Annotated in this window: 14 protein-coding genes and 1 pseudogene; 13 read left to right on the top strand and 2 right to left on the bottom strand. The window is 39.5% G+C overall.

The window, feature by feature from the left end; all coding sequences use genetic code 11:
* Positions 1 to 208: 208 nt before the first annotated feature.
* On the bottom strand, positions 209 to 454 hold the full coding sequence (locus tag ACFO3G_RS06590; RefSeq protein WP_380079163.1) for a hypothetical protein: 246 nt from the start codon (positions 452 to 454) through the stop codon (positions 209 to 211).
* A 381-nt stretch (positions 455 to 835) separates the two neighbouring features.
* Here ACFO3G_RS06590 and kal point away from each other — a divergent pair, with 381 nt between their 5' ends.
* From kal to ACFO3G_RS06560, 6 genes and pseudogenes are all read left to right on the top strand, one after another.
* Positions 836 to 1228: a 3-aminobutyryl-CoA ammonia lyase gene (kal, locus tag ACFO3G_RS06585; RefSeq protein ID WP_380079161.1), complete on the top strand. Its 393-nt coding sequence runs from the start codon at positions 836 to 838 to the stop codon at positions 1226 to 1228.
* A 74-nt stretch (positions 1229 to 1302) separates the two neighbouring features.
* Positions 1303 to 2133: a 3-keto-5-aminohexanoate cleavage enzyme gene (gene kce / locus ACFO3G_RS06580; protein ID WP_380079159.1), complete on the top strand. Its 831-nt coding sequence runs from the start codon at positions 1303 to 1305 to the stop codon at positions 2131 to 2133.
* A 115-nt stretch (positions 2134 to 2248) separates the two neighbouring features.
* Complete coding sequence (kdd, locus tag ACFO3G_RS06575) at positions 2249 to 3292, top strand: L-erythro-3,5-diaminohexanoate dehydrogenase (RefSeq protein WP_380079157.1); 1044 nt, start codon at positions 2249 to 2251, stop codon at positions 3290 to 3292.
* A gap of 354 nt (positions 3293 to 3646) precedes the next feature.
* Complete coding sequence (gene kamA / locus ACFO3G_RS06570) at positions 3647 to 4888, top strand: lysine 2,3-aminomutase (protein ID WP_380079156.1); 1242 nt, start codon at positions 3647 to 3649, stop codon at positions 4886 to 4888.
* Between the two features lie 207 nt (positions 4889 to 5095).
* Positions 5096 to 7210, top strand: a pseudogene (locus ACFO3G_RS06565) (S46 family peptidase); the annotation flags it as partial.
* Between the two features lie 323 nt (positions 7211 to 7533).
* Positions 7534 to 8418, top strand: a complete 885-nt coding sequence (locus tag ACFO3G_RS06560) for an outer membrane protein assembly factor BamD (protein WP_380079154.1) — start codon at positions 7534 to 7536, stop codon at positions 8416 to 8418.
* Positions 8419 to 8923: 505 nt separating this feature from the next.
* Here ACFO3G_RS06560 and ACFO3G_RS06555 read toward each other — a convergent pair.
* Positions 8924 to 9193, bottom strand: a complete 270-nt coding sequence (locus ACFO3G_RS06555; protein WP_380079152.1) for a hypothetical protein — start codon at positions 9191 to 9193, stop codon at positions 8924 to 8926.
* A 193-nt stretch (positions 9194 to 9386) separates the two neighbouring features.
* On the opposite strand from ACFO3G_RS06555, the gene ACFO3G_RS06550 reads away from it, so the two are divergent.
* The 7 genes from ACFO3G_RS06550 (at position 9387) to ACFO3G_RS06520 (ending at position 17625) form a co-directional block, all read left to right on the top strand.
* On the top strand, positions 9387 to 10199 hold the full coding sequence (locus tag ACFO3G_RS06550) for a glycogen/starch synthase (RefSeq protein WP_380079150.1): 813 nt from the start codon (positions 9387 to 9389) through the stop codon (positions 10197 to 10199).
* Positions 10200 to 10202: 3 nt separating this feature from the next.
* The gene (locus ACFO3G_RS06545) at positions 10203 to 11588 is read left to right on the top strand and encodes a DUF4270 domain-containing protein (protein WP_380079148.1); all 1386 of its coding nucleotides are present in this window, start codon (positions 10203 to 10205) and stop codon (positions 11586 to 11588) included.
* Between the two features lie 123 nt (positions 11589 to 11711).
* The gene (locus tag ACFO3G_RS06540; protein WP_380079146.1) at positions 11712 to 12953 is read left to right on the top strand and encodes a nucleoside permease; all 1242 of its coding nucleotides are present in this window, start codon (positions 11712 to 11714) and stop codon (positions 12951 to 12953) included.
* Positions 12954 to 12977: 24 nt separating this feature from the next.
* Positions 12978 to 14447, top strand: coding sequence for a cysteine--tRNA ligase (gene cysS / locus ACFO3G_RS06535; RefSeq protein WP_380079144.1), 1470 nt, complete (start codon positions 12978 to 12980; stop codon positions 14445 to 14447).
* Positions 14448 to 14473: 26 nt separating this feature from the next.
* Positions 14474 to 15463 (top strand): glycosyltransferase, encoded by a 990-nt coding sequence (locus ACFO3G_RS06530; RefSeq protein ID WP_380079142.1) that lies wholly within the window; start codon positions 14474 to 14476, stop codon positions 15461 to 15463.
* Positions 15464 to 15857: 394 nt separating this feature from the next.
* A complete protein-coding gene (locus tag ACFO3G_RS06525) occupies positions 15858 to 16445 on the top strand; it encodes a LemA family protein (protein WP_380079140.1) in 588 nt (195 codons plus the stop codon).
* Positions 16446 to 16518: 73 nt separating this feature from the next.
* Positions 16519 to 17625: a TPM domain-containing protein gene (locus tag ACFO3G_RS06520; RefSeq protein WP_380079138.1), complete on the top strand. Its 1107-nt coding sequence runs from the start codon at positions 16519 to 16521 to the stop codon at positions 17623 to 17625.
* The last annotated feature ends 457 nt before the right edge of the window (positions 17626 to 18082 follow it).

The raw sequence follows: 18082 nt of genomic DNA, 5'->3' as shown, positions 1-18082 counted from the left end.
CCGGGCGGACGCCAATCCCCCCGGTGTTTTTCATGTCCGCCTGACGGATGAACAAAACAATGAAATGAAATGATTAATTTTGACTCAAAGATAAACCTCCTTTACACACTTTTTGGGATACTACCAGCTTATTTGTTAAAATAGCGCATAAATAAAGCCCGTTTCGTACTAACAAAACGGGCAAAGTCGATAAGAAGGTCAGATGACCCTAACCCTCGAATTTGAGATTTTGAAGTTGAATCGGTGTTGTTTGAGTCGCTTTTTGGGCATTAGACAAGGCAACAGTATTTAACAAACAGAGGTTTCTCATCACGAGCTTCTCAGCCCCACGAGAAAGACCATTGCCGCAACCTGTTTGCTCCTTACCAATGAGACACAACTCTGCTGCCCGGAAGAGTGCTCTGCCAAGCCAACAGATAAATAAAAGCAGGGTAAGTAATATGATTATCTCCATGGTTTTTGATAAAAGTATCTACGACCAAGATACTAAAAAATAAACACTTAATGATAAGAAAGAGGAACAAAAAAAGAGGAATAGATGAGAACAAGAAGAAAAGGCAATCACCAACAACCAAAAAGTAAGCAACATTGATACTTTTCAAATAAAACGAAACTATAAAGCAGATATAAAAAGAATTTGTAAGGCACAACCAACATAAAAGCTAATCTAAGTTTTTTAAGCGCCTCATAACTAATTGAAAAACACATCAAATTGTACTCATATACAATAGGATGCTCACTATTTTAGTTTTATCTTTGCAGTGATATAAGATCAAAATAAGTAGTAGATCTTGGTGTGTGGAACAAATTTAATGATCAATAATAAATTCACATTATGAAAGAATCTATGATTAGACTGCGTATGTCTTCGCAGGATGCTCATTACGGAGGTAATTTAGTAGATGGTGCTCATATGCTTGCACTATTTGGTGACGTAGCGACAGAGCTACTTATCATGAATGACGGCGACGAAGGACTCTTCTGCGCTTATGACAATGTAGAATTCTTGGCTCCTGTATATGCCGGAGACTATATCGAAGCTGTGGGAAGAATCACAAGCGTTGGAAACTCTTCACGCAAAATGGAGTTTGAAGCAAGAAAAGTAATCGTTCCGCGCCCTGATATCAGCGCATCTGCTGCAGATGTATTGCCAGAACCTATCATTGTTTGCAAGGCATCAGGTACATGTGTAGTTCCTAAGAAGTGCCAACGCATCGAACATAAATAATCGTTACCTAACGAATGTTCGGAGCTAAAGCTCAAAATTATTTCTTAGTTATTAACCCCTAAAATTACTACACAATGGAAAAACTAATCATTACAGCGGCTATCTGTGGCGCTGAAGTAACAAAAGAACAGAACCCTGCTGTTCCTTATACAGTAGAAGAAATCGTTAGAGAGGCTAAATCTGCATACGATGCCGGTGCTGCTGTTGTACACGTTCACGTAAGAGAAGACGATGGTACTCCGACACAAAGCAAAGACAGATTTAAGGTATGTATGGACGCTATCAGAGAGGCTTGTCCTGATGTTATTCTAATCCCATCAACAGGTGGTGCTGTAGGAATGACAGCAGAAGAACGCCTTCAGCCAACAGAGCTTTTCCCAGAAATGGCTACTTTGGACTGTGGTACATGCAACTTTGGTGACGATGTATTCGAAAATAATATGCCAATGCTTCGCGAATTCGGTAAGAGAATGATTGCTAACAACATCAAACCCGAATACGAATGCTTCGAAATGGGACACCTCGACACAGCTCTTATGATGAAGAAAAAAGGACAACTTCCGGAAGGTCCTATGCAATTTAACTTCGTCCTTGGAGTACCGGGATGTACACCGGCAACCACAGAAAACTTAGTATGGCTTGTAAAATCGCTTCCTGCTGATGCTACTTGGACAGCAACAGGTATCGGACGTCATGCATATACACTTGCTGCACCAACCATCGTAATGGGTGGTAATGTACGCGTGGGATTTGAAGATGGACTTTATTTGTCTCGCGGTGTACTTGCTAAGAGCAACGGAGAGCTTGTAGAAAAGGTAGTAAGAATTGCCAACGAACTTGGAAGACCTATTGCAAGCCCGGAAGAAGCAAGACAAATACTAAGCTTGCCACCTCTTAAAAAATAAAAAGTAAGGGTAATAAAAGGACTAAACGAATCAAATTTGTACCTTTACGCCCCTCATTTGAGACTGAACTTGAGTGAGGAAATTTGAATTAAGAACCTATTTAACAAATACAACAATGCAAAAGAAAGGTAATAGATACGGTACACACCGTGTGATCGAACCAAAAGGCGTTCTACCACAACCAGCGAACAAGATCGACAACAACATGGACGAGATCTACGACAACGAAATCTTGATCAACGTTCAGACTCTTAACATCGACTCTGCAAGCTTTACTCAAATCTGGGAACAAGCTGGCCATGATGTAGAAGAAGCTAAGAAGATCATGTTCGGTATTGTAGAAAAACAAGGTAAGCACAGAAATCCTGTAACAGGTTCAGGCGGTATGCTTCTTGGTACAGTAGAAAAGATTGGTGATGCTCTTGAAGGCAAAACAGATCTTAAGGTTGGTGATAAGATTGCTACTTTGGTTTCTCTTTCACTTACACCACTTAGAATTGACGAAATCCTTGAAATTCGTCCTGATGTAGACCAAGTAGACATCAAGGGTAAAGCTATCCTATTCGAAAGTGGTATCTATGCTAAGATCCCAACAGACCTTCCTGAAAAGTTGGCTCTTTCTGCTCTTGACGTTGCAGGTGCTCCTGCTCAGACAGCTAAGCTTGTTCAACCGGGCGACACTGTACTCGTAATCGGTGCAGGTGGTAAGTCAGGTATGCTTTGCTGCTACGAAGCACAAAAGCGTGCAGGCGTTACAGGTAAGGTAATCGGTCTTTGCCACAGCGAAAGATCTACAAAGAGACTTCAAGACCTTGGCTTTGCTGATGTAGTATTTGCAGCAGACGCTACACAACCTGTTCCTGTAATGGAAAAGATTGCAGAACTTACAGGTGGCGAAATGGTAGATGTTTGTATCAATAACGTAAACATTCCTGATACAGAAATGACATCTATCCTTTGTACAAAGAATACCGGTACTGTATACTTCTTCTCAATGGCTACAAGCTTCACAAAGGCAGCTCTTGGTGCTGAAGGTGTAGGTAGCGACGTGAAGATGCTTATCGGTAATGGCTATACAAAGGGTCATGCTGAAATCACACTTCAGGAACTCAGAGAAAGCGAAAAGCTACGCAAAATTTTCACAGAACTTTATGCTTAATCATTCAGTATCAGCTGAATCTTAAGGTTGAAGATCCAATGAAAACAGCGTCATTCACCTATAACAAAATATCCGAAGCTCTTAGGAGCCTAGGATATTTTGTGTTTATACGCCCGGCAATTGACATCTTTAGTTTAGGATTCCTGGCGCCTAGGAGAGTGGCAAGACTAAAAAACATCTCGGTTGGTTTATCAATGACTTTGCCCCCGGGATAAGCGATTAGATTATTCACAGAGAAGGGAGGGTCACTTCCATAATGTCTTATCTTGCTCGAGACAAAATAGTTTTACTTGCTCAAGACTAATTATGACCGGACCTAAAACTCGTATTCCCTTCCTAAAATCCAATATTGTTATGAACGAAAGTAGAAGATCGTACTATTTTCCAAATGTCTCAGATAAAGATTGGAACGACTGGCATTGGCAAGTTCGCAATCGTATTGAGACCTTAGATGAGCTTAAGAAATACGTAAAGCTTACCCCAGAAGAAGAAGATGGTGTTAGAGAGTCTCTTAAGACTATCAGAATGGCCATCACACCGTACTATTTATCACTAATTGATCCTGACAATCCTCATGATCCGGTTCGTAAGCAAGCTATTCCTACAGCTCAAGAACTTGTAACATCAGATGCAGACCTTTTAGATCCACTTCATGAAGATTCAGACTCGCCTGTACCGGGCCTGACACACAGATATCCTGACCGTGTACTCTTCCTAATTACAGACATGTGCTCAATGTACTGTCGCCACTGTACAAGAAGACGTTTTGCAGGTCAAAAAGACGATCAGTCTCCAACAGAACGCATTGACAAATGCATCGAATATATCCGCAACACACCACAAGTAAGAGACGTACTCCTTTCAGGTGGTGATGCACTTTTGGTTAGTGATAACCGACTCGAATATATCATCAAGAAACTTAGAGAGATTCCTCACGTAGAAATTGTTCGTATTGGTAGCCGCACACCGGTTGTTTGCCCTCAGAGAATTACTCCGGAGCTTGTTGAAATGTTGTCTAAATACCACCCGGTATGGCTCAACACACACTTCAACCACCCCAATGAAGTAACCAAAGAGAGCAAAGAAGCGTGCGAAAGAATGGCTAATGCTGGTATTCCACTTGGCAACCAAACAGTATTGCTTAGAGGTATCAACGACTGCTCAAACGTAATGTTGAAGCTCGTACACGAACTTGTAAAGATTCGCGTAAGACCTTACTACATCTATGTATGCGACCTTTCACAAGGTATCGGACACTTCAGAACACCGGTATCTAAAGGTATCGAGATCATCGAGAATCTTCGTGGACATACATCAGGATATGCAGTACCAACATTCGTAGTAGATGCTCCCGGTGGTGGAGGTAAGATCCCGGTAATGCCTAACTATGTAGTATCTCAAAGCCCACACAGAGTGGTACTAAGAAACTATGAAGGCGTTATCACAACTTATACAGAACCCGAAGAGTATCACGAAGACTGCCACTGCGAAGATTGCGAAAAGAAACGCAAAGAAGGTGTAGCAGCACTTCTTGCCGGCGAACAACTCGCTATCGAGCCTAAAGATCTTGCTCGTCACGAAAGAAACAAGCACTAATAAGATCTTACACGAATCTTATTAGAAAATAAAAGGGGCTGTGTCAAAATTCCATTTGGCGCAGCCCCTTGTTTTTTTACAAATGATAGTTGATGCGATGCGTGTAAAGTTTTGACACAGCCACTTTATTATGTCCTTTAAGATGGAGTAAAGTCATAACTAAAACCTTATCTTTGCGAAGTATATTATAACCTAAAAGTTAAAAGAATGAATATCAAGAAACTCTTGCTCTCAGCTGTTATGCTGATGAGTTTTGCTCCGCTTGCTAAGGCAGACAAGGGTATGTGGATCCTTGCTGAGCTTAGAAAACAGAACATTGAGCGCATGAAAGAACTTGGCTTTACCTTGCCTGTAGATTCTCTTTACAGTCTTGACAAGCCTTCTGTAGCCAATGCAGTAGTAATATTCGGAGGCGGTTGTACCGGTATCACAGTATCCAACACCGGTCTCATTTTCACCAATCATCACTGTGGCTATGATGCAATTCAAAGCCAGAGCTCTGTTGATCATGACTATCTAAAAGATGGTTTTGTATCTCAATCTTATGAGGAAGAGCTTCCCATACCCGGACTTCAAGTTCGTTATCTACGAAAAGTAGAAAATGTAACTAATGAAGTTGTAAGCAAACTTGGCGATGTCAAAGATGAAATTGAACGCATCAAAAAGGCAGATGCAATTGGTGCTGAAATAGCAAAGAAGTATGCTAAGCCTCATCAAGAAGCTAAGGTCGTTCCTTTCTACACAAACAATGAATATTTCTTGCTTGTTTATGATGTATTTAGTGATGTCAGAATGGTATTTGCTCCACCCAGCAGTGTAGGTAAGTTTGGTGGCGATACAGACAACTGGATGTGGCCTCGCCATACAGGAGACTTCTCTGTCTTCAGAGTGTATGCAGACCAAAATAACCAACCTGCAGATTACAATGCAAACAATAAGCCTTACACACCTGTATATTATGCAGCGGTTTCTATGAATGGCTACAAGCCGGGTGACTATGCTATGACTATCGGTTACCCCGGTAGCACAGACCGCTACCTTACATCATGGGGAGTTGAGAACAGAATGTACAATGAAAACGAACCACGTATTGAGGTGAGAGGTATCAAACAAGCTATCTGGAAAAAGGATATGCTTGCAGACCAAGCTACTCGAATCAAGTACGCTTCTAAATATGCTCGCTCAGCTAACTACTGGAAAAATTCAATTGGTATGAACAAGGCTCTCGTAGCATTGGGAGTACTTGACAACAAGAGAGCTGAAGAACAGGCATTCGACAAATGGGCGCAAAATAAGGATCAGTATAGAGGCGTTCTGAGCGACCTTAAAAAGGCATATGCGGAATCAGGAGAATTGTCCAAAGAACTTAACTATATGTATGAGTCTATGTTCGGCGGTACAGAAATTGTTAGGATAGCAAGATTTGGCAAACAAGCTCTTGAAGATCAAGCACGCAAAGAACAAATCTTGGCATATATGGATCAAGAAATCTACAAAGACTATGTGCCAAGCCTCGATGAAAAAGTTCTTGGAGCCATGCTTACTGTTCTTAGGAAACACCTTCCAGCAGAAAAACTACCAGATATTTACAAGTATATAGATAAGAAGTTTAAGGGTGATTGCGATGCTTATGCAAAGTATGTATTTGCAAATTCAGTAATGCCATTCAAAGATAAACTCATGGCAGCAAGCAATCTTCCGGAAAAGAAACTTCAAAAGTTAATCACCAACGACCCGGCGATTGTATTGGCAGAATCCGTACTCAAAACAGCAATCGATATACAAAATAGTGTAACTGAATACCAAGGTTCTATCGAAAAGGGTAAGCGTCTCTACTTCGCAGGAAGAAGAGAGATGAATCCCGACTTCTTATATCCAAGTGATGCCAACTTCACGATGCGTATGAGCTACGGTGAAGTAAAGGGATATTCTCCAAGAGATGGAGTATGGTATGACTATTATACAACTCAGAGGGGCGTTCTTGAAAAACAAGATCCTAACAGTGACGAATTTGCTGTACAGGACGATATTTTGAACCTTCTGAGAGCCGGCAACTTCAAACCTTATGGTTGCAAAAAAACAATTAGAACCTGCTTCTTGTCTACAAACGACATTACAGGAGGTAATTCAGGATCTCCGGTATTCGACAAGAATGGTCGCCTAATCGGATTGGCATTTGATGGTAACTGGGAAGCTATGTCAGGTGATATCGAATTTGATCCGGACCTACAAAGAACCATCAATGTTGATATCAGATATGTACTATTCATGATTGATCGCTGGGGTAAATGTGAAAGACTAATCAAAGAACTCAATTTGATCAAGGATCCTGTAGCATCACACGCTTCAATGTCATGCCAAAAAGATGGAAAAGAATGCAAGAAGGCATGTGATAACAACTGTACAAAGGATTCAAAACAATGTAACAAGACAAAGAAAGCTTGCAAAAACTCTTGTTCTAAAGCTTCGAAGAATTGCAGCAGAAGATGCATGTAATCAAAAGAAAAGCAATTTAATCGCTTGAAACTGTTTTGACGATAGAGCTTATCCTCAACAGATTCAGAATGGTTTCTTAATTAATCTACTAAGAGGTTACTCGTCTTCAATGATGGGTAACCTCTTAATATTTACAAAGAAAGAAGAATATGAAAACAATCAGCATTTGGCCCATATTGTTGGGAATTATGATAACCTTATCATCGTTGTCTTGTTCAAAAGATAAAGGAGCCAAAGAAATCCTTCAAGAGGCTCAGACAGCTTACGATAATGGACAATTTGCGCAAGCTGTATCATTAGCCAAGCAGATAGACACCCTGGCAATTACCAATATAGAACTTAGAAAAGAAGCACTCAAAATTAGAAGAGAAGCAAGGATAAAATACAACGAAAATAGACTGGACACCATCAATGCAACCTTGGACAGCTGCCAGAAAATTATAGATCTCTATGAACCTCAGATGCTTGCATTCAAAGCAAATGAAATGGTAGAAGGTATCAGAATGTACTATAGAGAATTTATACCGCAGGCAAATATTACAAAAAACGCAATCAGCATTTCTACCGATACAATCGGAAGGGTTACGATAACCTCTACCTATGTAGGATCTCCTATCAATCATACATCAATTAAAATCAATGAAACTAATTCGAATGAAGAGATCAATCTTCCTCAGGTGAAATATGATAAAGGATTAAACTACAGATATAAAAGCGGTGGTAAACAATACGAGATAGTAACTTATCCGGACTCCATTAGCGAAGTATTTAACTTCATAAAAAAGGCAAAAGATAGAAAGAATGGTCTGAAGTGTGAATACATCAGAAATGGACAAAAAACAGGCATATCAATCAGACTTAGTCCCAACTTAACCGATAAAATGAGCAATACAATCGAAATAGCTCAATGCTATGCAAATAGGTTTCGTCTTAAAAGAGAAAGAACTAAGATTGAAAAAGAAAACAAATATCTTGACAAAGCTCTGAAAGGTGAGATAAAAGACGGCATCAACGATTCGAAGAAAACAATCTAAATTTCGACTCTCATTTACTCATTAAATAGTCGTCGTAAAACGAAAGACAAGACAGTAGATTTTTGCTTAAACATAAGTCAATTAGCTAAATAATGTAAATATATTAAGCGGTTATTCTGTCTCAAAAGAGCCGTTATTTGACGTCAAAAAGGGCATAAATCATACAAAAGAATTAAGGGAGAGTAATTTATCGCTACTGCTATGTGTTAAATTACATTAAAGCTATTTTTAAATTGACCTTCGGCGACTTAAAAATAGCTTTCAAGCTGCTCTTTTTGGAAGGTCGCGCGACTTGCAATCCATTCTCGCGCTACCTTGAACCTAACCCCGCGCGAGGTTGCACTTGAAGTAGCGCGACTTCGTATGTCAAGGTCGCGCGACAACGGATCGAAAGTCGCGCGAGAATAGATTGCTTCTCGCGCGACCTTATTTGTTAAAATAGCGCATAAATAAAGCCTGTTTCGTACTATAAAACAGGCGAAGTCGGTAAAAAGGTCAGGTAACCCTAACCCCGGAAGTTGTGATTTTGAAGTTGAATGATGGTTGATTGTGCCGCCTTTTGAGCATCAATCAGAATAACAGTATTTAACATATAAGAGTCTCTTCTTACGAGCTTCACAGCCCGATCATGAAGACCACTTATAAGATTGTATTTGATCATTGAGAAGAGATCCATTTCCTCCTCAGACATAAGAAATACCTTACCCCCTTGGAGGAACAATCCGCCAAGTAAAATAACAATTAAGAGTATGGTAAGTAATATGCTTATCTCCATGAATCTTGTTTTATATCAACGGCCAATGTAACAAAAACCAATCTATTTTGCAATGAGGGCCGGCTCCCACCAAAATATCTTATGAACTTGAAGAAGAATACCAAAGGCTATAACCTTAACTTTGTGCTTATGTGGTAAGCATCTCGTTAATATTTAGTACCTTTGTAAAGAACAAATTGTAACGTAGCGAAATATGGACAACAAGAAAATACTTTACATCTCACAAGAAATCTCTCCCTACATGCCGGAGACAGCAATGGCTAAATTAGCTCGAAACCTACCACAAAGCATTCAGGAGCTTGGTGACGAAGTGAGAATATTCATGCCTCGCTATGGCTTGATTAACGAAAGAAGAAATCAACTTCATGAAGTCATTAGACTATCCGGTCTTAATCTAATTATTGATGATACAGACCACCCTCTTATCATTAAGGTGGCAAGTATCACTCAAGCCAGGATTCAAGTCTATTTTGTAGACAACGACGATTTCTTCAAAAGAAAAAGCAAATTCTCAGGTAAAGAAGGAATGTTTAAAGACAACGATGAACGTTCAATTTTCTTTGTCAGAGGATCTTTAGAGGCTATCAAACAACTTCGTTGGATACCTGATGTCGTTCATTGTACAGGTGCATTTTCAGCACTGACAGCCATCTATCTAAAAAAGATGTATCATGACGATCCTTGCTTCTCAAAAGCTAAGGTTGTCTATTCTATCTATGACGAACCAAGACCGGTAGAACTTCCGGAAACCCTCTTCAAAAAGCTTGCATTCGACAAGATTACAGAAGACATGGTAAAAGTAATGGATGGAAAAACAGATGCCAATGCGCTACATCACTTAGCTTGTGAATATGCAGATGGTATCATCCAGGGCTCAGAAACACTAAATGATGAGTTGGCAGAAATCAAAAACTCTTATGTAGGGAAGAAACCTGTACTTGACTATCAAGATGGTGATCCCGCTGAAGCATACAGAAAATTCTACGACGAAGTATTAGAAAAATAATTGATGAAGAAGCAGCTTTTCAACCTACTATTATTAGTAGGGCTTCTTGCAGTCATGGCAGGCTGCAATGACAATGTATCAGAGGTGGGCGAATCACTTAGCCCGGCCATTGACAAAGTTGATGCAAGGATGGACTCCCTCCATATCGAAGCATCAACAATACTTTCTGATAGTATCTTTAGTCACTCCACGTACACCTTATTGGGAGATTTACAAGATCCGGTATATGGACATCTCAAAACAGACTACATAGCTCAACTTCAAGGAGCAAGAGGATTTAAGTTTAAAGAGGAGCCCAGAGACGGAAAGATCGACTCAATCAACCTTGTAATTTCATATGGAGCAACTGCTGGAGACTCTACAGCATGGCTGAGAGCCTCGGCATTTGAAATTAAGGAACCTCTTCCCAACAATCATTACTCTACCGACATAAGCAAATTAATTAAGGATAAAGTGTTTTTGGGAGCACAAACATATCAGCCGGCAGACAAGAGAGGTGCTCACGAGCTTAAAATTAGACTACCCAAAGCATTGGGACAAAAGATCTATCAGCTAAGTCTGACAAACCCTGAGGCATTTGCAACCGACCAATCCTTTTATAAAAATGTGCTTGGAGGTTTGTATGTGACGACAACAACCGGTACAGGTAATATTATCAGCATTTACAACAACCGTGTAGATATTTATTATCAACACAAGCATACATACAAAAACAAAGATGGTCAAGACTCAATTGGCTGGATGAACGACTATGAGTCTTTTGCAAACACCAAACAACAAGTTTTGGTCAACCACTTTATTTATGAAGGCAATGAAAAGCTGATCAAGGAGGGGCAAGGCAATACTACATTCATAAAGTCACCAGCCGGAGTTATTACCAAACTGGTACTTAAAAAAGAGGATCTAAGCAAGCTTGTAAAAGGGAACAAACAATCCAAAAGAGTGGTCAATCAAGCTATCTTAAGCATCGAAACAGAGCAAATGGATAATAAGGTTATACTAAACCCGCCAAAAACTCTGGTATTGTTACCTGCCGACTCAGTAAAGACATTCTTTGAGAATCAATTAACAGACAAGACTGAGTCTCGTACCACATACATATCCAACGACTATTCTGTACAAGAAAGGAATTACCGATTTGGCAATATTGCCAGAATGATAGATGCACACCTATCTAAACACACAGAAATAGATAAGGGACAGAAAGTTGTGAACAAAGACTTGGTCATGTACTTGATCCCCACAAGGAGAATGTTTAAGAAAACAGGTTATTATGGAAATGTCGAAGAGACCGTATCTATAGATAACTTCATCTTTCCATCGGCAGTGAAGCTTTATATGGGAAAGAATGGACTAAAAATAGGAATCATAACAACAGCTTATAACTAAATCAAGCAGATATATTCAGACAAGACAAGGTCGAGTACCTTATCATGTCTGAATATTTTTATATATCAAGTCGTCATTAAAAATCAACCTTTATAATTTATAAGACAATAAGCTCTAATAGTTATGCAAAAAAGTAAGCTAAAACTCCAACTTACTGTCATGAACTATCTCCAATTCTTCGTATGGGGATCATGGCTTATCTCACTTGGCGGATATATGATGTCTACACTGCATTTCAGAGGTATGCAAGTAGGAAGTATCTACGCTACTATGGGAATAGCGTCATTGTTTATGCCGGGAGTAGTAGGTATTATCGCTGACAAGTATATCAACGCTGAGAAGCTATTAGGTATACTCCATCTCATTGGTGCATGTATTCTGATTGCACTCACCAGGACCACCAGTTTCGGTGGAATGTATCCTTTGATGCTCCTATTATGTATGTGCTATATGCCAACGATTGCCCTCGTCAATACAGTTGCATATAACGCAATGGGAAAAGCAAACATGGATGTGGTAAAAGAATTTCCACCCATTCGTGTATGGGGTACAGTAGGCTTCATTTGTGCCATGTGGCTTGTCGATCTAAGTGGTAGTGACCGTTCCAATGCACAATTGTATATTGCTGCGGTAGCGGCAGCTGTATTGGGAATATATGCTATTTGCTGTTTACCATGCTGTCCTCCCAACAAAGATCAATCTAAAAAGAAAAGCATTGTGGATGCTCTTGGGTTGAATGCTTTTGTATTATTCAAACAGAAGAAGATGGCTATCTTCTTTATATTTTCAATGCTTTTAGGAGCAGCATTACAGATTACAAATACTTTTGGCAATCCATTCTTGGATAGCTTTGCATCAGAATATTCAGATTCATTTGCAGTACAGCATCCAAATGTTCTTTTATCTCTCTCTCAGATGTCTGAGACCTTGTTTATTCTTGCCATTCCATTTTTCCTTGGAAGATATGGTATCAAGAAAGTAATGATTATGAGCATGATTGCCTGGGTATTAAGGTTTGGATTATTCGGTATTGGCAACCCGGGAAGTGGTTTTATCTTCCTCATATTGTCAATGGTAGTATATGGAATGGCATTTGACTTCTTCAATATATCAGGAAGTTTGTTTGTGGAAAAAGAGACGGATGCAAGTATTCGAGGAGCAGCACAAGGACTCTTTATGATTATGACAAACGGTATCGGTGCTATCATAGGTGGCTTTGCGTCAGGTAAAGTAGTGGAAATGTTTACATCAGATAAAGTTACTAATTGGCAACCCGTATGGTTTATATTCGCCGGTTATGCACTTGTTATTGCAATCCTATTCTCTATCTTCTTCAAATATAAAGAGCAAGATTTAAAGAAATAACAAAGACTTAAATATCAATTTATTATGCAACATCCCTTACATATCTACAATACATTAAGTAGAAAGAAAGAACAGTTTGTCCCACTTCATGAACCATTTGTAGGGCTATATGTATGTGGACCTACCGTCTATGGAGATGCACACTTAGGTCATGCAAGACCTGCAATCACTTTTGATGTACTCGTAAGATACCTAAGACATTTAGGTTACAAAGTACGATATGTTAGAAATATTACCGATGTCGGTCACTTAGAGCATGATGCCGACGATGGAGAAGACAAGATTGCAAAAAAGGCAAGACTTGAAAAGATAGAACCAATGGAGGTGGTTCAATATTATCTAACGAGATACCACCGCGAAATGGATATGTTGGGAGTACTTCCCCCAAGCATAGAGCCAATGGCTTCCGGTCATATCATCGAGCAAATAGCATTGGTTAAGCAGATCCTCGACAATGGCTATGCTTACGAAAGCAAAGGATCTGTTTACTTCGATGTTGAGAAGTATAATAAAGACCATAGATATGGTATTCTCAGCGGAAGAAACATCGAAGATATGCTCAGCAATACCAGGACTCTTGACGGGCAAGACGAAAAACGCCAACCCCTCGACTTTGCCCTTTGGAAAAAAGCTCAACCCGAACACATTATGAGGTGGCCAAGTCCTTGGAGTGACGGCTTCCCGGGATGGCACTGTGAATGTACAGCAATGGGAAGAAAGTACCTGGGAGATAGCTTCGATATCCACGGCGGTGGCATGGACCTTGTGTTTCCACACCATGAGTGCGAAATTGCACAAGCCGTGGCATCACAAGGCAAAGAAATGGTACGCTATTGGATGCACAACAATATGATTACCGTCAATGGTCAGAAGATGGGTAAGAGCCTTGGCAACTTTATCACCCTCGAGCAGTTCTTCACAGGAGAGCATGAATCTTTGGCACAAGCTTATGCCCCAATGACTATTCGCTTCTTCATCCTGGGGGCACACTATAGAGGTACAGTGGACTTCTCAAACGAAGCACTACAAGCGGCAGAAAAAGCTCTTGATCGCTTATGGGAAGCCGAGGCATTGTTAGATGGTCTTAAGGCTTCTGAAGAGTCTACCACAAATTGTGACAGTCTACAAAAGGATTGTGATGAGGCTATGAATGATGACCTCAACACGCCGAAGGTACTTGCAGCACTATTTGAAGCAACGAAAGCTATCAATGCCGTTCACAATGGACAAGCAAAGATGACCAAAGAGCAAATTGAGTCATTGAAAAAGACCTTTAGAACATATCTGTTCGATGTATTGGGACTTGTCAAAAACCAAGAAGGAGATCACTCATCTCAAGAGGCATTTTCTAAGGCTGTAGACTTGTTACTCAATATTAGAGCTCAAGCAAAAAGCAACAAAGATTGGGCTACAAGTGATAAGATTAGAGACGAATTGACCGCTTTAGGCTTTAAGATTAAGGATACTAAGGACGGTGCAGAATGGTCTCTCTAAACTTATAAATTAGGAGGACATATACTGTGCTATCACTTATAATACCGGTATACAACAGACCTCAGGAGGTGGAAGACCTCCTGAGAAGTCTGACTCGCCAAACAAACAAGGATTTTGAAGTCATTATTATTGAAGACGGATCTGCTATAACATGCCTTGATCAGGTCAATAAGTATCAGCATGATATGACCATACAATACAAGGTTATTCCCAACTCCGGACCTTCAAAAGCAAGAAACACAGGCGCAAAATTGGCCAATGGCGACTATCTTATTGTATTAGACAGCGATGTAATATTGCCCGAGCAATACATAGAGGAGGTATACAAAGGTATCGATACCACCCATTCCGATGCATTTGGAGGACCGGATGCAGCATCGAATGATTTTACTCCGATACAAAAAGCAATCAATTATTCGATGACCGGCTTCTTTACCACCGGAGGTATCAGAGGAGGTAAGAAAAAACTCGATAAGTTTTATCCCAGAAGTTTCAATTTGGGTTGCAAAAGGGATGTCTTTGACAAACTCAACGGCTTTTCAGAAGATATGAGATTTGGAGAAGATATAGACTTTAGTCTTAGACTATTCGAAATGGGATGCAAAGTGTCTCTATTTCCCAATGCCTATGTCTTTCATAAGAGGAGAGTAGACTTTAAGAAATTTTTCAAACAAGTACATAACTCAGGAATAGCAAGAGTCAATCTTGAATTAAGACATCCCGGATCAACAAAATTGGTACATCTTCTACCTTCGGTATTTACAGTAGGCTTGATAGCAATACTCATCCTATCCATATTCTTCCCTATCTTATTGATCTTTCCGGCAATCTATATGTTGCTACTTCTTATAGACAGCACTATTAAAAACAAATCCCTTATAATAGGAATACTGTCCATTCCTGCAGCATTTATACAACTTACAGGATACGGAACAGGATATATTGAGGCTTGGTGGAAAAGACACATACTCAAAAGACCGGAATACAGCAGATTCAACAAAACATTTTATAAGTAATCACACCTCCATAAGACAAGCAACCTAATAGTTAAATCTATAATGGTTGCAGTTCATTTTGAAGCTATTATAGGATGTAGAAAATTGTGTAGTCTCTCCGGAGGTAAACATAGTGCTGTAGTAAATCCAAGAGGGAGTTATCAATCTCTCAAGTAATGGAAGTAAAATAATCAAACAGCTATAATCAGCTTAAGACATTAAATCAAAGGGACTTGTCATAGCATATGATGCTTCAGATAAGTTCCTTTTTTGCATAGAGGAATAACGGACAATTGACTTTAGGCTGTTACACAAAAGAGATCCATCGCTCCACTATCCGGTTAATATGGCTATTCAGTCCACTATTAATTATTACTTTTGTCATAAATAACCTCAATATTAAAAACATTTAGTCATGAAGAAGAATACTTTAGTGATTGCAATCATCACAATTATCATTTTAGTAGGTGGATTGTTTTTAAACGACTATAACAAACTTGTTAAATACGATGAGTCTACAAAGGCTGCTTGGTCACAAGTAGAAAATCAATATCAGAGAAGAAGCGATCTTATCCCAAATCTTGTCAATACAGTAAAGGGATATGCATCACACGAGAAAGAAACTCTTCAGCAAGTAGTTGAGGCCAGAAGCAAAGCAACATCTATACATATCGATCCTAAAAACATGAATAGCACTGACATGAAGCAGTTTTATGATGCTCAAGGTGAACTTAGCCAGGCGCTAAGTCGATTGATGGTAGTGGTCGAAAAGTATCCGGATCTAAAGGCAAATGAAAATTTCCAGATGCTTCAAGCACAAATAGAGGGAACAGAAAATCGTATTTCAGTCGAAAGAAAGAGATACAACGACATGGTTAATGAATACAATACTTACCTCAGAAAGTTCCCTCACAACATAGTAGCCGGACTATTTGGTTTCTCAAAAGTCGATTACTTCAAATCTGAAGAGCAAGCTCAAAAGGCTCCAAAGGTTGAGTTTTGAAAATAACTTTCCAATTTGAAATATCTATATCGGACTCTTTCCTTTCAACCATATTCATTGATATATTCTAAGTATGAAGAAGATTAAAATAATCTTAGGGTTTCTCTTGGTATTCCTCTTTGCAGTAGCTGCAAAAGGACAAGATGCGTATGGTGTAAAAGATATTCCCAATGTACAATTGTCTGACTATAGAAGGTATGTCAGTGACCCTGAAAAACAACTTACTCTTCAAGAGTGCAACGATCTCGATAGGATGGTACAAGAGCTAAGGGATTCGACCGGTGTTGAGATTGCCATAGTAATCATTCCTCATTACAAAGGAACAGCCACAGCCAAAGAGTTTGCTACCGAACTATTCAATTACTTTCATCTGGGAAATAAAGACAAAGACAATGGACTTCTTATACTCCTTGTGACCGGTAAAGGACAAAGAAATATATCATTCGAGACAGGATATGGTTTGGAAGGGACACTTCCGGATGCCTACTGTAAGTTGATCCAAACTAAGACAATGGTCCCATACGCAAAAAAAGGTCAATGGTACAATGCTCTCGAGTATGGATTGATAGAAATTGAAAAACACCTCACAAAAGAAGATGGCAAACTCTCAAACAACAATAATACAGACGGAAGTCTTGGTGAGCTGATGCTTATACTACTATTTATTTGGATAGCTCTCGGCATCCTTAGTGCCATAGGTATAGTCAAAAATAATCTTTTCAGTAAATCCAAATCACAAGATCCTTTTGCAGTCTTTATTGAAAAAGAGAAAAGCTATGTCCCATTTATTTTCCTTCCTTTTGCTGTGATTGCATACTCAATAGTAAGAAAGATCAAAGCAAAAAGTCTGTCCCAACTTCCCTGCCCCAATTGTAGTACTAAAGGACAGATTATAAAAAGTAAACCAGAACTCATTGACTATGATTACAGGCTAAGAAAAGGAACAAAAGAGGTAACCTTCTACTGTCAAAGATGTGGTTACACGCACAAACTGAGATATACTTTTCATAAAAATAACAACAACGATAATGACCAAAACAATCCTTGGCCATTCATCGGAGGTGCGATGATGAGCAACTTTTTCTTCGGAAGAGGTGGCGGTGGATTTGGAAGTGGCAACTTCGGTGGTGGATGGGGAGGAGGATCCAGCGGAGGAGGAGGATCTTCCACAGGCTTCTAAATAGAAAGCTCGTACAGAATCAATCAACATTCTATACGAGCTTTTATTTTGATATAAAACTACACACAAATCCATTCCGTTAATCACGACTGAATCCCCTATCAGGATGTAAAGCAATTCTTGATTATTGCCGATAAAAACTATTGTGACACTTACAAGCTTGAATCCCCTACCTCTTGTCATCACGCCTAACTAAACGGCATTATTTGTCTTGTGTACTTGGCTGTACATCGTACAGAGTTTTCTCGGACAGCCTATCTTTCAATGCTCTTCAACAAAGAAAACCATCCATAAAGGAAAAATCCGTCGTCCCATAAGGCTTCTGCTTGTATGGTAGTATCCCAAAAAGTGTGTAAAGGAGGTTTATCTTTGAGTCAAAATTAATCATTTCATTTCATTGTTTTGTTCATCCGTCAGGCGGACATGAAAAACACCGGGGGGATTGGCGTCCGCCCGG

This window comes from Falsiporphyromonas endometrii (assembly GCF_042654485.1).
Lineage (GTDB): Bacteria > Bacteroidota > Bacteroidia > Bacteroidales > Porphyromonadaceae > Porphyromonas > Porphyromonas endometrii.
Note: the sequence above shows the minus strand (reverse complement) of the source record. Positions and strands in the feature narration are given on the sequence as shown.

Coding starts and splice junctions, on each gene's coding strand:
- ACFO3G_RS06590 (WP_380079163.1), bottom strand. CDS start 454: ATGGAGATAATCATATTACTTACCCTGCTTTTATTTATCTGTTGGCTT.
- kal (WP_380079161.1), top strand. CDS start 836: ATGAAAGAATCTATGATTAGACTGCGTATGTCTTCGCAGGATGCTCAT.
- kce (WP_380079159.1), top strand. CDS start 1,303: ATGGAAAAACTAATCATTACAGCGGCTATCTGTGGCGCTGAAGTAACA.
- kdd (WP_380079157.1), top strand. CDS start 2,249: ATGCAAAAGAAAGGTAATAGATACGGTACACACCGTGTGATCGAACCA.
- kamA (WP_380079156.1), top strand. CDS start 3,647: ATGAACGAAAGTAGAAGATCGTACTATTTTCCAAATGTCTCAGATAAA.
- ACFO3G_RS06560 (WP_380079154.1), top strand. CDS start 7,534: ATGAAAACAATCAGCATTTGGCCCATATTGTTGGGAATTATGATAACC.
- ACFO3G_RS06555 (WP_380079152.1), bottom strand. CDS start 9,193: ATGGAGATAAGCATATTACTTACCATACTCTTAATTGTTATTTTACTT.
- ACFO3G_RS06550 (WP_380079150.1), top strand. CDS start 9,387: ATGGACAACAAGAAAATACTTTACATCTCACAAGAAATCTCTCCCTAC.
- ACFO3G_RS06545 (WP_380079148.1), top strand. CDS start 10,203: ATGAAGAAGCAGCTTTTCAACCTACTATTATTAGTAGGGCTTCTTGCA.
- ACFO3G_RS06540 (WP_380079146.1), top strand. CDS start 11,712: ATGCAAAAAAGTAAGCTAAAACTCCAACTTACTGTCATGAACTATCTC.
- cysS (WP_380079144.1), top strand. CDS start 12,978: ATGCAACATCCCTTACATATCTACAATACATTAAGTAGAAAGAAAGAA.
- ACFO3G_RS06525 (WP_380079140.1), top strand. CDS start 15,858: ATGAAGAAGAATACTTTAGTGATTGCAATCATCACAATTATCATTTTA.
- ACFO3G_RS06520 (WP_380079138.1), top strand. CDS start 16,519: ATGAAGAAGATTAAAATAATCTTAGGGTTTCTCTTGGTATTCCTCTTT.